Raw genomic sequence first — 14,339 nt, 5'->3', positions numbered from 1 at the left:
GGAAGGCTAACGATAACGAGAGCCGTTTCCGACAGGATAGGTGAGCCGAGACGGAGGAACCGGCGAATCGCGGCGTGTCCGTCAATCGTCGTCGAGCTCGACCAGGACCGACAGGAGTCGGTCCACCTCCTCGGCGGTGTTGTAGACGTGCAGGCTCACCCGTACGGATGCCGTCTCCTCGCCCTGGTCACCCTGGCAGTGACCGTCCGCGCGGACCAGAAGACCATGCGCGGCCAGGATGAACCCGAGATCGTTGGAGCCGATCAGGCGGTGGCGGAAGGCCACGATGCCCTGGCGTTGCTGCGTCGGGCTGTCAGCGGCCAGGCTGCTCTGACAGCCCAGCACCTCGACGTTGGACAACGTGCGCAACCCGTCGGTAAGCCGTGCGCCGAGGCCGGTGTTCCACAGGGCGATGCGATCCAGGCCGGCGGCGTCGAGCCAGTCCAGCGCGGCGACCAGGCTGATGATGCCGCTGGTGTTGGGTGAGCCGCGCCAGCCGGCTGGCTCGTAGGTGAGGCCCCGCTGGTTGCGCGCCCAGATCGCGCCGGTGCCCGGCAGCGCCATCGCCTTGTGCCCGGAGAACACCACGAAATCGACGTCGGCCGTCGCGGTGGACAGCGGCAGGTGCCCCACTCCCTGCGCGGCGTCGAGGCAGATCGGGACCGACGGTCCGACCACCGAACGCAGCCTGTGCACGTTCATGTCGTTGCCGTAGACGTGGTGCACGTGGGTCGCCGCGATCAGACGCGTCCGGTCGTTGATCATCGCCGCGAGCCGGCCGGTGTCGTAGTCGTGGGCGGCGTCGTAGGGCATCGGCCGCACGACGATGGCGACGCTCTGACGACGGAGCAGCTCCGCGACTTCCAGCCAGGGCGCGTTGTTGGCGGCGTGATCGGCGAACGGGACGATGATCTCGTCGCCGTCGCGCAGCTGCGGAGCGAGCCAGTCACGGGCGATGGCGCGCAGTCCCTCAGTGGTGCCACTGACGAAGTGGACTCCGGATCGCTCCGGCTCCGGATCGTCGAGGAAGCCGCGCAGCCGATCGCGGGCCTGCTCGATGCGGGTGGTGGTCCGGTTCGCCCACGGGTACGTGCCCCGGGCGGCGTTGGCGTTGCCAGTCGTCAGGTAAGTCAGGACAGCGTCGAGGACGGCCTGCGGCTTCTGAGATGTGGCGGCGCTGTCCAGGTACGTGACATCGGGGTTGGCGGTGATGAGCGGGAATTGGTCGCGCAGCTTCTCCTGCCACGGGCGCAGCTCGTCGAGGACGTCCATGTCAATCGCGCACGAGTTCGGCGCCGGCGTCACGCCAGGCGATGATCCCGCCGTCGAGCGAGCGCACGTCCGGATGGCCCATCCGGGTCAGCAGAGCGGCGTAACGGGCGGACTTCTCCCCCACCGGGCAGACCAGCAGCACCGGTTGGCGGCGACCGAACGGCAGCCCACCGTGCAACAGCTCGGCGAAGAGTTCGTCGACGATGTTGATCGAGCCGTCGATGTGTAACGCCTGGTACGCGAATGGACTGCGTAGGTCGACCACCAGCCCCCGGCGCTCGGCGATCCACCGCTCGGCCTCCGCGACATCCACCGTGGCCGCCTGCCGCACGTCCGCGTCGGTCACCGTGCGGACGGAGTTGCGCCGCGGCGGCCGACCGAACAGCTCGGGGCGCCGCTCCCGCAGATAGCTCATGTAGCTCTCGACGCGGTCACACACGATGAAGACCGCCGTGCGGCGCTCGGTGAGCTGCGCGTCGACGGCGCGCAGATGACGGACGGCACCCTGGTAGGCGCCGCCACCGGTCGGCCCGGCGAGCGTGCCGCACCGACGTACGAGAGTCAGCAGACCATCGATGGCGTCGTCGGCGGTGATCGTCTCCATCGTGTCGTAGACACCGGGGTCGAAGAGGCCAACCTCGTGCACCTCGTCGATCGTGCGGATCCCCGGGATGAAGTCGGACTTGTGCGCCACCAGCCCGACGACGCATACGTCAGGGTTGTGCTGGCGCAGCGCGGCCGCCACGCCGGTGGAGGAGCCGGCCGTTCCGACGCAGGCGATGAAGTAGTCCGGGGCTCGGCCGTCGAGGTCCTTCACGATCTCCTGGCCGGTGCCGTTCAGGTGCGCGTCCACGTTGAGCTCGTTGAAGTACTGGTCGGTGTGCAAGTAGCCACCCGATCCAGCGAGGCGGTGGTACATCCTGGTCAGCGGGTCGTCGGTGTCGGTGGGGTCGAGGCATTCGGCCTGCCCGGGCAGCTCGTCGATCTCCGCGCCGAGCAGCAGCAGCAGGTCCTTGATCTCGGCGACCTTCATCCGGTTGGTGACGCTCTTGAAAGTCAGCCCGTGCATCCCGGCGATGACGGCGAGGGCCTTGGCCGTGTTGCCGCTCGACAATTCAACAACGGTGTCGCCGCGCTCAACGGCCTGGGTGAGCAGGGGTCGGGCCATGTTCCACGCGGCGCGGTCCTTCAGCGAGCCGAACGGGTTGAGCAACTCCATCTTGGCGTACAGGTCGATGTTGCGTAGACCGTGCACGGCGGGGTCGATACGCACCAGCGGGGTGTTGCCGATGGCCTCGGTCATGCTCTCGAACCTCATGGTGCCTCCGCACGATGGTGAACGGGCCAGTACTGCTCGTCGAGGCACCAACGCCACGCGCCGTCGTCGCGATACAGCGCGACCTTGCGGCCGATCGGCTGGCGCAGCGCGTGCGTGGCGCTGAAGTCCATCAGGTAGCCGGCGGTGTTGACGAAGGCCAGCAGGTCACCGGGGCGGGGCCGGGACGGCAGGAAGACCTTGCGTCGGGTGACGAGATCCGCTTCGAGACAGAGGTTGCCGAACAGGTACACCCCGGTAGGCCCCGGACCAGCCGGAGTCGTCCGGTGCACGACGACCGGGTCCATCAGCACGCCGTGTTCCTCAAGGCTGACATCACGTGCGTTGCAGTCCAGGCGCACGATCGTGTCGCCGTTGGCCTCGTCACGGACCTCGAGAACGCTGGCCAGCACCAGGCCGCACTGGTCGAGCAAGGCCCGACCCGGCTCGACGTGCAGGTCGTACATGTTGTCCAACAGCAGTGTGCCGAGTGGGCGGCGCTGATCGGGGGCGGTTGTCCGCAGCAGCCGATCGAGGTACGCGGGGCCGGAGACGGGCCGGTGAGCGGGGTACAGGTTCAGCGAGCCCCGAACGTGGTCACCTTCGGCGCGCAACCCGTAACGGTGCCCGTTCCAGGTCAGTGGCGCTCGCTTGCCGAGCACCGCCTCGGTCAACGCGGAGGTGTACTGCTCCCACTGCGTGCCGTCAGCGAGATAGTTCACGCCGAACCCACCGCCGATGTCCACCGACCATGGCCGCAGACCGCGTCGGCGGCACTCGTCGAGGACCCCGAGGCAGCCCTCCAACGCGACCGCCTTCTCCGGCAGCCCGATCGTGTCGAGGTGAAACGCCAGTCCGACCAGATCCAGGGCGTCGGCGTATTTCTCGATCACGTCGAGAACCTCGCTCGCCGCGGCGGCCGGCACCCCGAAGCGGCTGCGGCGACTGCCGAGCTGCACGCCTGTCGAGGTGAAGCCCGACAGGCGTGTCATCACCCGTACGCGGGGCAACGACCAATCAGTGACCAGTGTGGCGAGCGCCGCCAACTCGCCGACCGAATCAGCACTGACGGTGACTCCAGTGCGGGCGCACAGCCAGAGGAACTGCTCGTTCTTCGGCCCGGTCGCCATGATCCGCTGCGGTACGAAGCCGGCACCGAGCGCGTGCTGCAGCTCGGCGAGCGACGCCACGTCGATGCCCGCGTCGGTGGCGGCGAGTTCACGCACCAAGGCGCTGGATCGGTTGGCCTTGTGCGCGTAATAGATCTGGCCGGAGAGACGGTGGTCGGAAAGGATTGAGCGAAATGCGGCGACGTTGTCGGCCACTTGCTGTGGCAGAATCACGCCGAGTGGAGACCCCATCGCGTCGGCTAACTGCACCAACAGGACGGTTTCGTCGAGCGCCGACCGCAGCGTCGGATCAATTTGCGGAGCCAGATAAAAAGGCAATGCGACTCCTCAGGCGAGTCGTGGCGCCACGGACGCCCGCCACCCCTCTCGCCGAAACCCTTCGTGACGACGGCCTGCTTCAACGTAACCGATGTTCCGACGCCCGCCAAGGGGCGCTGGACTAACGACCGGGCGAACGTCCTTATATAGTCAGTTGTGCATGTGCGTCTGCGTAATCACCAACCATTCAGCGAACCGGGCGAGATTGGCGGAAGTTCCATTTCTTCCCCTGCTCTGCGGCACACGCCGACGCGCGGCGCCTACCAGAAGTAGGCGCCGCGCAGGCCGACTCCGCCTCGGCACACGCCTCCCGCCGGAGCGGATGTCGACAGTGGTTCTGGCAGGTCAGCTTCGGTGTAACGGATCAGGACAGGACTTCGAAGGTGAAGGTCTGGGCACCAGAGCTCACGGTGGCGCCCGTGGCGGCGAGCTTGCCGGTGACCTCGAAAGTGACGGCGTACGTGCCGGCGGCATCGAAGCCCCAGTTGGCGTGAGCGTGGGTGTTGTAGTTGACGTTGAGGCTGTCGGGCAGGCCGTTCCCGCTGTCGAAGAGCACGGTGGGGGTGCCGCCGGAGACGGTGTAGATACTGAAGCCCGCGGGGCCGGAGACGCTGGTGAGCTTGAAGGTGACCCGGTTGTTCTGGAAGATGCCGCTGGGCACCTCGGTGGTGTTCCATCCGGCCCAGAGCAGTCCGGCGGTGCTGGACTGCGGCAGGACCCACGCCTGGCCACCAGTGCCGAGGAAGGACCAGGCCGAGCCCACGGGCACGGTGATCTTGGCGGTGTTCGGCACCTGGAAGAGCACGTCGGCGGGGTTGCGTTCGACGGCGCCGGTGCCGTCGAGGACATTGACGGTGAGCGCGCCGGCGGTGTAGTCGACGTCGATCACGTCGACGTGACCGCTGGAGAGCACGACCGGTGCCGCTGCGACGGGCGCCGCGGTGCCGACGAGCAGTGCGCCGGTCAGGAGGAGACCGGCGAAGAGCCGGTTGCGGGTACGCATGGCGTTCACGCCTTGACCGTGAAGCGCAGCGTGGCGGGCTCGGAGGTCACCTGCTGGCCGGTGGCGGCCAGGACGCCGGTGGCGCGCACGGTCACGCAGTAGGTGCCGGCCTTGTCGAACGCCCAGTTGGCGTGCATGTGGTCACCCACCGTCACAGTGATGGCGTCCGGGAGGCCGTCACCACTGTCAGCCAGGATGGTTGGCTGGCCGACGGCATTCTCGGTGTAGATCGCGAGCTGACCGGGACCGGTGACCGACTGCACAGCCAGCGTCAGTGCGTCTCCTGCGAAGACGCCGGCTTCGATCTCCTCGGCAGCGATGCCCGGCCAGATCAGGTCGGTGTTCTCGATCTGCGGCAGGACCCAGACCTTGGACACGCCCGGGGTGCCGAGGAACGCGTAGGCAGGGTCGGCGGGGACGGTGGCCTTGGCTTGGCGCTTGACGATCAGCTTGACCTCGTCGGCCCCGTACTCGATGTCATTGCCCTCGTCATGGACGCCGACCTCCAGCGTGCCGGCCTCGTAGGCCACATCGACGAGGTCGAGATGGCCGGTGTCGAACACCACGAGAGACGTGGTGGCGGCCTGGGCGGGCAGGGCCGTGGCGACCAACGCCACGCCCAGGACGCCCGACGTCAGCAGATGACGGATGGTGCTACGCACGAAGAGACTCCTCTCCACGCGAGGGTCCCGAGTGGACCAACGCTTATTGCAAATGATAATCGTCTTACCTTGCCTGCGATAGAGCTGGACGGGGGCTCGGATGTTCGTCGTCGAGTTCGTGCCCGCCGGGGCGTCGCCACCGTCGGGTCAGCAGGCCGTGTCGCGGGGCGAACAGCCAGGCGGCCAGGAAGACCGCGGTGGCGACCAGGACGATGGTGCCGCCGACCGGTGTGTCGTAGCTCCAGGACAGGTACAGCCCGACGATCGCCGATACGCCGCCGATCAGCGGGGCGAGCAGCATCATGACGCCGAGCCGGTCGGTGAGCAGACGGGCTGCCGCCGCCGGGGTGATCAGCAGCGCCAGGACGAGGATGTTGCCGATCGTCTGCAGGGAGATCACCACGGCCAGGGTGACCAGGACGTAGAGCACGATGTCGAGCCAGAAGACGGACAGCCCCATGGCGCGCGACATCTCCCGGTCCAGGCAGACCGCGACGAACTCCTTGTGCAGGGCGAGCACCAGGCCCAGGATGACCAGGCCGGCGCCACCGACGACGTACAGGTCCCGATCCGGGATACCGGTGATCGAACCGAAGAGGAACTGCTGCAGCGACCCCGCATAGCCGGGGGCCTGTGAGATGATCACGATGCCGAGGGCGAACGCGCCGACCAGGAAGACACCGATGATCGAGTCCTCCTTGACCCGTCGGTTCTGCGAGAAGATCGCGATCAGCAGGGCGGTGGCGACACCGGCGACGGCGCCACCGAGCACCAGGCTGCCCTGGAGGACGAAGGCGACCGCGATCCCCGGGAAGACCGCGTGCGCCACGGCGTCGCCGATGAACGCCATGCCGCGCAGGACGACGTAGCAGCCGACGACGCCGCAGACGACGCTGGACATGACCGCGATCGCCAGCGCCTTGGGTAGGAACGCGAGGTCGGGGTTGAGCAGGTCGGTGAGGAAATCGGTGATCGACATCAGGTTGCCCTCACGAGCTTCAGCAGCGGGGAGGTCGCGCTCACCCCGAAGGTCTTCGTCCACAGCTCGGCGTCCTGCAGGTCCGCCGGCTGCCCGTCGGCGATGATCCGGCCGTTGAGCAGGACCAGACGGGAACAGGAGTCCACCGCCGCGACGAGATCGTGAGTGGTCATCAGCACCGCACGGTCCTCTGCCGCCAGGCTGGTGAACAAGTCACCCAGCAACTCCTGCGTGGGCATGTCGAGTCCGGTGAACGGCTCGTCCAGCAGCAGGATGTGCGGAGCGAGGGCGAGGGCTCGCGCGACCAGGACGCGTTGACGTTGTCCGCCGGACAGCTCACCGACCGGCCGGTGCCGCAACCCGGTCAGCTGTACCCGATCCAGTGCGTCGCCGACCGCCCGCCAGTCGGTGACCCCAGGCCGACGGAGCAGACCGAGGCGCCCGGTCCGGCCGCTCATCACGGCCTGCTCCACCGAGGTGGGAAAGTCCCAGGTGAACTCGTGGCGCTGAGGGACGTAACCGATCTCGGACCGGCCGGGACGCGACGGCTTGCCCTCCACCGTCACTGTGCCGCCGCAGGTACGAGTCAGTGCCAGGATGGCGCGAAGCAGGGTGGTCTTCCCGGCGCCGTTGGGCCCGAGCAGCCCGACCAGTTCGCCCCGGTCCAGGTGCAGCCGGATGTCCCGCAGGACCGGCCGGCCGCCGAGGTCCACGTCCAACCCGTCGATGTCGAGTGCTCTCACCGCTGCCCCTCCGACACCGCGGCGGCACGTTCCTGTTCGGCCCGGCGCTTCGCGCCGCGTCCGCGTAGCAGCAGGAGGACCAGTCCGACGGCGAGCAGGGCGGCCGCGCCTGCCAGCGCGATGAGCAGCAGTGTCGTGGGCTTGCCGGCTGGCTCGTCGTCTGCGGTCCGGTCCTCGCCGGTTGGTGCCTGCCCGGCTGCTGTGGGGATGTCCGCGGTGACGGCGAACGCCTCGTCGGCGCTGGTGGTGTCGCCCACGGCGAAGCGCAGCGTGCGGGTCGCCGAGACCGTCTCACCGTTGATCAGGTCGGCCGACGCCCGGATCGCGACTAGGTACACGCCGGGTGCGGTGAACACCCAGTTGGCGTGGGTGTGGGTGTTGACCTCGGCCCAGAAGGGCTGCGCGGTGGAGTCGGCGGAGCGCCACAGTGGCTGGGGCGCGGCGAAGTTGCCTGACTGCAGGTAGGTCGTGAGGTTTCCCGGTCCCCGTACGCCGAGCAGGGTGAGGGTGACGCCTCGGTCGATGGTCCGCATCACCCGGGGGTCCTGGGTGTTCCAGCCGAGCCAGACGACATTCTGGTTCTGGGTCTGCGGCACCACGTACACCCGCTTGCCGGCCTCGACGCCGAGGAAGGCGTACGCCGGGTCGTCGGGAACGGTCTGCAGCGCGGCGTCGGAGACCCGAAGCAGGGCTTCGTCGGGGTTTCGCCACACCGGTCGCGCCTGCGTGCCGTCGTGGATCAGCAGTTTCCACTGATTGTCGACGTAGCGGGGACCGATGTCGACGTGGCCGGTGGCCAGTTCCGCCCGGCCGGTGGCCAGGGGCTGGTCAACGGCGATCGACTGGCCGAGGCCGGGTGTCGGCTCCTCGGCCCGGGCCGGGGTCTGCGTCGTGGCCAGCACGATCATCGTGGCTACCGCGCAGCGCAGGCTGGCACTGGTCGTACGAGGGCGGCGTCGCGCCCGTCCTGCCGTCACTGGCTCCTCCATCACTTGTCCGTCAGGCAGTCGTGCAGCGATTCGGCGTTGAACCGCATCATGTCGGCGTAGGTGGTGACGTTCCGGTCGAAGGTGTCGCCGTAGATCGCGCAGACCCGCAAGCCTTCTTCCCGGGCCACCTCGGTGAGGGTGGTGGATCGGGCCGCCAGGTTGGGTTCCAGAAAGACGGCGGGGATCTTCAAGTTGCGGATCGTCTCGGTGAGCCGGCGGCGGTCGGCGAGACTCGGCTCGGTGGCGGGGTTCGGGGTGACGAAACCGGAGATCTGGACCCCGTACGCCTGGCCCAGGTAGCCGAACGCGTCGTGGGTGCTGACCATGTGCCGGCGCGACGGCGGGATGCGGGCGATGGTGTCGCGGACCTGGGTGTCGAGCGTTTCCAGTTCCCGGATGTAGGCCGAGGCGTTCGTGCGGTAGTCCGTCGCGCCCTGCGGGTCGACACCGATAAGGGTGTCCCGGATCAGCTCCACATAGGAGATCGCGTTACGAACGTTCTGCCACAGATGCGGGTCGATCTCGCCGTGCACGTGCCTGCCGAGCACCGCCTGCGGAAGCTGATAGACCTGGGTGTCAGGCCGGCCGAGGAACCGGAAACGGCGGTCACCGGGCACCTCCAGCAGCGCCTTGTTGGGCACCTCGATCACGGTGCTGGCTGGGTCGTACACCCGCTGGTTGGCCTCGCCGCTGCCCTCCGGGTCGGCGAACAGGTAAAGCCGCCGCTCGTCGAGGTCGACCGTGACGTCGGCGTGGCCGGAGTTCAGCACCTCCGCGCCTGCCATGCCCGGCACCGAGTGCGGGTCCACTCCGACGGCGAAGGTGAACACCTGCTCCCCCAGTGGGACGGGCGCTGTCTCGGGGGTCACCGCCAGTTGCGCCCGCATGGTCAGCCGGTAGATGCCGGGCTTGGTGAACGCCCAGCTCATGTGGGTGTGGGCGTCGGGCGGCAGCGTGGCGGTGTCGTCTCGGTAGCCGTTGGCGGCGTCGAACCCGTCACCGGAGTCGACGTAGAAGGACGGGTTGCCGAACGACTCGGTCAGGTACGCGAGCACCCGGCCGGGCCCGTCCGCGGCGGTCGCGTTGAGCAGCACGTCGGAGGAGCGGTTCGCGCCCTGCGCCGTACCGGTGCCGCGTACCCGCATGCCCAGCCAGATGGTGTCCAGTGATACGTCCTCGACCAGGGGGATGATCTCCGCTGCGTACTTCACCGCGCCCTCGGCCAGCGAGATGTTCGGTACGCCGTCGCGCAGGTTCGCGTCCAGCGCCTTGATGACGGCCTGCTCCTCCAACAGCAGGTAGTTGCTGAACGCCACGTCGGCGTAGACCACATCCCGAACGTCTCGCAGCGACGGCTCGTAGCTGTGCGGGTCGGCCCTGTCCGGCACCAACGAGTTGACGGCCACCCGCTCGCCGCCGACGTTGCTCACCAGATCCCGCAGGATGCCGGTGGTGGTGATGACCTGGAGCCGGTCGTCGTTGGCGGTCAGTGCCACCTCCGACCGGCAGCCGGCGATCAGCCCCATGATCAGCAGCGGCAGGATCGCCTGTCGCAGCCGTGGCACGACCAGCGGGCTCATGCGTCTGCCGTTGAGAGGCCGGCACGGCGGCGACGGCCCAAGGCCACCAGCAGAATCCCGACCGCCACGGAGACGATGCCGATTGCTCCGGCGGTCATCACCCAGCCGGCACCGGTCCGGGGCAGGGGCCCGCCACCGCCCTGAGCCGCACCGCCGTTCTTGTCATCGTCAGCGCCACTGCCACTGCCAGAGCCGAAGCCGCCGTTCGGGTCGGTGCTGTCGCCGACGGCGAGGGTGAGCGTCTTCGTGTCGGTGACCGCCTTGCCGGCGCTGGTGGTGCCGTCCATCTGTACGGCGAGGCGGTACAGGCCGGGCTTGCTGAACGCCCAGTTGCCGTGCGCGTGCGTGTTCAGCGGAACGCTCAGTTGCTGCGGGAACGCCTTGGCGGAGTCGAACAGCACGTCGGCCTTGCCGAACGAGCCGGTCAGGAAGAGGGCGAACCGGCCGGGCCCGTTGACGCCCTTCAGCGTCCAGGTGACGTTGCCCTTGACACCCGACACGACGGACTCGTGCTGGGTGTTCCAGCCGGGCCAGACGATACCCGCCTGCTGGGACTGCGGCAGCAGCCACACGGCGTCGCCCTGCTTGCCGAGGAAATCGGCACCGGCGGGCACCGTGATCTTCGCGTTGTCCTTGACCTGCAGGACGACGTCGGCGGTCTCCCGCCAGACGGGAGGGCTGGTCCGGTCGTCCTTGATCCGGATCGTCCAGGTGTCTCCGGACAGTTGGGGGCCCATGTCGACGTGCCCGTCGGCAATCACCTGTCGGGCACCCGTGGCGGTGGTGTTCGCCGCCTTCGCGGCCGCCGCCGGCGGGGCCGCGACGGACTTCGGCGTGGCGGCGGGCTTCGGGGCCGCTGGGGGTGCGGCGAGTGCGCGCGCTGCCGACTGCTCGTCCGGGCGCGGCGCCGATTTGGCGGCAGCCGGTAGCGGCGCCTGCTCGACCGGGCTGATGGCCGGGACCCGCACCTGGTACGTCGCCTCGGTGCTGATTTTCTGGCCGGTGCGCAGGGTGGCCGAGCCGGTCAGGGTCAGCCGGTAGTCACCGGCCGCGTCGAAGGCCCAGACCACGCCGCCGGTACGCGTCGCCACCGGCAGCTTCGCCGTCCGCGCCAGACCCGGGCCGCTGCCAAAGAGCGGGGTCGCCGTGCCGAGACCGGTGAGGGTGTATGCCGTGAACGTTCCCGGGCCCTCGACCGAACGCACGGTGAGGGCCACCGTGTCGTCGGTGAAGACGCCGGGGCGTACTCCGGTGGTGTCCAACGTGGGGAACCCGCTGTCGCCGGCGGACAGTGACCACACGGCCTGCCCCGGCGAACCGAGGAAGGCGAACGTCTTCCCGGCCGGCACTCGGCCGGCGAGCCCGCCGTCCGGGCCGAGCACCACGTCGGCCGGGTCGTGTCCGATCGCGTCGCTGGACACCTGCGCGGCGTCGCGCAGCCGCAGCGACATCGAGTCACCGTCGAGCGCGACGGACACCAGGTCCGCGCCTGCCGCGGTGACCGCCGCCGGTTCCGCAGCCGCCGGCGCACTCCCAAGGGCCAACGCTAGTACGGCCAGCGCGATACCGGTGGCACCGGCGCGCATGGTTCTCATCCTCATTGCCTGCTCCCCAGACGGCTTCGTAGTGGTTCATCTATGTCGTGTCTCGCCGGCCGACGTGACTGGTGGCGGGAGCCGCTGCCGCACCGCCGCCCGGCGTCTGCTCGGTCTGCCGGCCGGCCTCGGAACGACCCTCCTCCCGGGCGGCCGCTACCGCCCGGGCGAGCTGTCGGGCGCGCCGCCGGCGGACGGCGGTCAGCGCCCAGCCGACGAGTGCGAGCAGGACCAGTAGGACCAGCTGCGGCCAGGGCACCGCCCAGACGGAGACCCAAGCCGTGTCGGCTGCGGGCTGTGGGTCGAGGACCTGGTCACCCACGGCGGCGGACGTGACGGCGGCGCTCACTGCCAGCCGGAACAGTGGCGGCACGCCCGTCATGCGTACCGTCGTGGTCAGTTCGCCGCCGGGCAGGATCTCCGGCAGGGCCGCCCCGTCGGTCGAGCGCAGGCCGATGCCGAACGGGCCGGCCGCGGCGAGGGTGGGGTGCCCGGTGAGCCGGACGTTGCCGGTGTTGCGGACGGTGAAGGTAGCGGTGAGCGTGCCACCGGCGAAGGGGTTCAGCGAGCCGGTGTGTCGTACCCGAAGGTTGTCGACGGTCATCGCCGGTTGCAGCTCGCCGCTCACCCGCAGGTAGATCCGCGCGCCGACCCGGTGGTCGACGGCGACCTGGTTGCCCTGTGCGTCTGGTGCCGTGGCGGCGAGCGAGGCGACGACCCCGCCGGCATGGTCCCCGGGCGTGGCGTTCTTCGGCACGGTGAGCGTGAACGGGATGTCCACGCGGGACGTGGACGGGATGGTCACGGTGCCGCCGGTGAAACGGACCCAGGCACCGACGTCGGTGGGCTTCTGGCCACCGGCCAGCAGGTCGAAACCGCCCTGCCCGGTGGTGAACGCGTCGCTGGCATAGAGGTTCAGGGTCAGCGGGCGCACCGAGTGGTTGGTGATTGCGACGTAGTCGGTCACTGTGGCGCCGGGATCGAGCTTGTAGGTGAACGCCGGCCGACCGTTCGGGCCCTTGGCACTCGACGGCGCCACCCCCCACGTCGCGACGGATGCCGGCGGTGCGGGGGGCGTGGGCGGTGCCGGAGCCGCGCCGAGCAGGGCTATGCCGGTGGCGATCGCGGCGAAGAGGCGCATGGGTTCCGTTCCTGGATGCGAGGGGTGAGGCGGGGTGGGCGGGTCGCGGCAACGGCCCACCCACCCCGCGACCGTCCGGTGGCGGTTCAGCGCCGGGTCACCGGACGGGTTCGGGCGATCAGATCGCGGTGAGGGTGAGGGTCGCGGAGTACGTCCCCGCAGCCGTTTCGGTGGGCAGGCTCAGCCGCAGACCCGCACCCAGTTGCGCGGTGCCCCAGCCGGCACCGCCCGGCGCTGCTCCCAGCACCGCGCTGTTGCCGAGACCGCCGCCGGACCCGACGACGTACGGCGTGACCTCCGGACCGGCGACGACACCCTGCCCGGAACCCTGGGCGATGACCCGAGGGGTCCAGCCGAGGTAGCCGGAGCTGAACGTCGCACCGTCCGGCCCGGCGAAGTCCGCCGGGATCTGCCCGGACGCGCTCCATCCCGGTCGGCCGGCACGGGTGTCGGTCACCGTGACCGGGCGGAGCTCCCCGGTGCTCTCCCACCGGTCACCGCCGGCGGTCAGCTGTGCGGGTGGCAGCACTACCGCACGGTCGTCCGGGTTGACGCTGATCACCAGGGAACCCTGTGTCTCGTCGATCGACGCGGTGATCGTCTGCGAGGTGCCGGGCTCCTGCGGCGGGAACGCCACCCAGAGGGCTACGGGTTCGCTGGTCGCCACCACGTCGTGGGCGTCGCCGTACAGCTTGACCACGTACTCGCAGGCGTTCAGCTCACGGGTGGCCGTGAACGAGTAGCTCGCACCCGCCTCACCCGCGATGATGGCCCAGTCGCCCGTGCCGGGGCACCTGCTGAACCAGTGGTAGTGGTCCAGCTCGGTCTGCGGCGTCTGCACCGCGTTGAGCGTCACCGTGTCGTTGGGCTGGTACTCGGCGGCCATGCCGCTGACCGACAGGCGGACCTCCGGCCCACCGCCGGACAGCTCGCCGACGACGAACGAGTAGTCCACTGGTCCCGTGCTGACCGTCGTGCCGTTGGTCAACGTCGCGTCGGCCTGGAACGTCAGGGTGTAGCTACCCAGCGCGCCGAACGCCCAGTTCGAGTGCGCGTGCGTGTGCACCGGCACGTCGATCGCGTCCGGCAGACCGTCGTCGGAACGGAACTTGATGATCGGACCGCCGAACGAGTCCTGCGTGAACAGCGTGACGCTGCCCGGCCCCTGCACGTCGACCAGGCTCAGCCGCACCTTGTTGCCCTCGAACACCCCTGAGTCGAGCGTCGTGGTGTTCCAACCCGGCCAGAGCAGATCCGGGTCCTGGGTCAACGGGAGTAACCAGACCTGGCTGCCCGCCGGCCCGAGGAAGGCGAACCGCGGATCGTCCGGAACTGCCATCGCCGCCTGCGGCAGAACCTGGAACGTCACGTCCGCCGGAATCCGCGTCACCGAAGGGCTGACCGTGTCGTCGTTCACCTTCAACGACAGCGTGCCATCCTCGTAGTGCACGTCGAGCGCGTCGGTGTGCCCCTTGGACAACACCACCTTCTCGGCCGCCGACGCGGCGGTGGGCGCCAGCACCGTGCCGGCGACCACCACCGCCCCGGCAACCAGGGCCGCGAAACCGCGAACCCTCAGAGTCGCATTCATACCTCCCCTTTCAGCACCGCG

12 protein-coding genes are annotated in these 14,339 nt (G+C 69.3%); all 12 read right to left on the bottom strand.

From position 1 onward, the window contains the following. Positions 1-81 precede the first annotated feature (81 nt). Positions 82-1,305 carry an aminotransferase class V-fold PLP-dependent enzyme gene (locus QCZ28_RS18110; protein ID WP_279517742.1) on the bottom strand — a complete coding sequence of 408 codons (1,224 nt, stop codon included), beginning with the start codon at positions 1,303-1,305 and terminating at the stop codon, positions 82-84. Next, the gene (locus QCZ28_RS18105; protein WP_279517741.1) at positions 1,274-2,590 is read right to left on the bottom strand and encodes a pyridoxal-phosphate dependent enzyme; all 1,317 of its coding nucleotides are present in this window, start codon (positions 2,588-2,590) and stop codon (positions 1,274-1,276) included. Before QCZ28_RS18105 ends, QCZ28_RS18110 begins: the two co-directional genes overlap by 32 nt. Beyond that, positions 2,587-4,035, bottom strand: a complete 1,449-nt coding sequence (locus tag QCZ28_RS18100; RefSeq protein ID WP_279517740.1) for a Y4yA family PLP-dependent enzyme — start codon at positions 4,033-4,035, stop codon at positions 2,587-2,589. Before QCZ28_RS18100 ends, QCZ28_RS18105 begins: the two co-directional genes overlap by 4 nt. Before the next feature lie 364 nt (positions 4,036-4,399). Beyond that, positions 4,400-5,047, bottom strand: coding sequence for a choice-of-anchor M domain-containing protein (locus QCZ28_RS18095; RefSeq protein WP_279517739.1), 648 nt, complete (start codon positions 5,045-5,047; stop codon positions 4,400-4,402). Next, positions 5,044-5,700, bottom strand: a complete 657-nt coding sequence (locus tag QCZ28_RS18090; protein WP_279517738.1) for a choice-of-anchor M domain-containing protein — start codon at positions 5,698-5,700, stop codon at positions 5,044-5,046. The genes QCZ28_RS18095 and QCZ28_RS18090 overlap by 4 nt, the downstream gene beginning before the upstream one ends. 64 nt (positions 5,701-5,764) lie before the next feature. Beyond that, positions 5,765-6,679 carry an anchored repeat-type ABC transporter permease subunit gene (locus tag QCZ28_RS18085; protein ID WP_347815116.1) on the bottom strand — a complete coding sequence of 305 codons (915 nt, stop codon included), beginning with the start codon at positions 6,677-6,679 and terminating at the stop codon, positions 5,765-5,767. Beyond that, positions 6,679-7,422, bottom strand: a complete 744-nt coding sequence (locus QCZ28_RS18080) for an anchored repeat-type ABC transporter ATP-binding subunit (RefSeq protein ID WP_279517737.1) — start codon at positions 7,420-7,422, stop codon at positions 6,679-6,681. The genes QCZ28_RS18085 and QCZ28_RS18080 overlap by 1 nt, the downstream gene beginning before the upstream one ends. Next, the gene (locus tag QCZ28_RS18075; protein WP_279517786.1) at positions 7,419-8,330 is read right to left on the bottom strand and encodes a choice-of-anchor M domain-containing protein; all 912 of its coding nucleotides are present in this window, start codon (positions 8,328-8,330) and stop codon (positions 7,419-7,421) included. Before QCZ28_RS18075 ends, QCZ28_RS18080 begins: the two co-directional genes overlap by 4 nt. Before the next feature lie 80 nt (positions 8,331-8,410). Next, positions 8,411-9,991, bottom strand: a complete 1,581-nt coding sequence (locus QCZ28_RS18070; RefSeq protein ID WP_279517736.1) for an anchored repeat ABC transporter, substrate-binding protein — start codon at positions 9,989-9,991, stop codon at positions 8,411-8,413. Next, positions 9,988-11,577 (bottom strand): TIGR03773 family transporter-associated surface protein, encoded by a 1,590-nt coding sequence (locus tag QCZ28_RS18065; protein ID WP_279517785.1) that lies wholly within the window; start codon positions 11,575-11,577, stop codon positions 9,988-9,990. The genes QCZ28_RS18070 and QCZ28_RS18065 overlap by 4 nt, the downstream gene beginning before the upstream one ends. A gap of 49 nt (positions 11,578-11,626) precedes the next feature. Further along, complete coding sequence (locus QCZ28_RS18060; RefSeq protein WP_279517735.1) at positions 11,627-12,727, bottom strand: DUF916 domain-containing protein; 1,101 nt, start codon at positions 12,725-12,727, stop codon at positions 11,627-11,629. Positions 12,728-12,845: 118 nt separating this feature from the next. Next, a complete protein-coding gene (locus QCZ28_RS18055) occupies positions 12,846-14,318 on the bottom strand; it encodes a choice-of-anchor M domain-containing protein (protein ID WP_279517734.1) in 1,473 nt (490 codons plus the stop codon). Positions 14,319-14,339 lie beyond the last annotated feature (21 nt).

This window comes from Micromonospora sp. DH14, assembly GCF_029809455.1.
Classification (GTDB): Bacteria; Actinomycetota; Actinomycetes; order Mycobacteriales; family Micromonosporaceae; genus Micromonospora; species Micromonospora parva.
This window is presented reverse-complemented; position numbering and strand designations above follow the sequence as displayed.

Excerpts from the sequence above, each read along its gene's own strand:
- QCZ28_RS18070 (WP_279517736.1), bottom strand. The coding sequence starts at position 9,991 with ATGAGCCCGCTGGTCGTGCCACGGCTGCGACAGGCGATCCTGCCGCTG.
- QCZ28_RS18085 (WP_347815116.1), bottom strand. The coding sequence starts at position 6,679 with ATGTCGATCACCGATTTCCTCACCGACCTGCTCAACCCCGACCTCGCG.
- QCZ28_RS18060 (WP_279517735.1), bottom strand. The coding sequence starts at position 12,727 with ATGCGCCTCTTCGCCGCGATCGCCACCGGCATAGCCCTGCTCGGCGCG.
- QCZ28_RS18105 (WP_279517741.1), bottom strand. The coding sequence starts at position 2,590 with ATGAGGTTCGAGAGCATGACCGAGGCCATCGGCAACACCCCGCTGGTG.
- QCZ28_RS18075 (WP_279517786.1), bottom strand. The coding sequence starts at position 8,330 with ATGATCGTGCTGGCCACGACGCAGACCCCGGCCCGGGCCGAGGAGCCG.
- QCZ28_RS18055 (WP_279517734.1), bottom strand. The coding sequence starts at position 14,318 with ATGAATGCGACTCTGAGGGTTCGCGGTTTCGCGGCCCTGGTTGCCGGG.
- QCZ28_RS18065 (WP_279517785.1), bottom strand. The coding sequence starts at position 11,577 with ATGCGCGCCGGTGCCACCGGTATCGCGCTGGCCGTACTAGCGTTGGCC.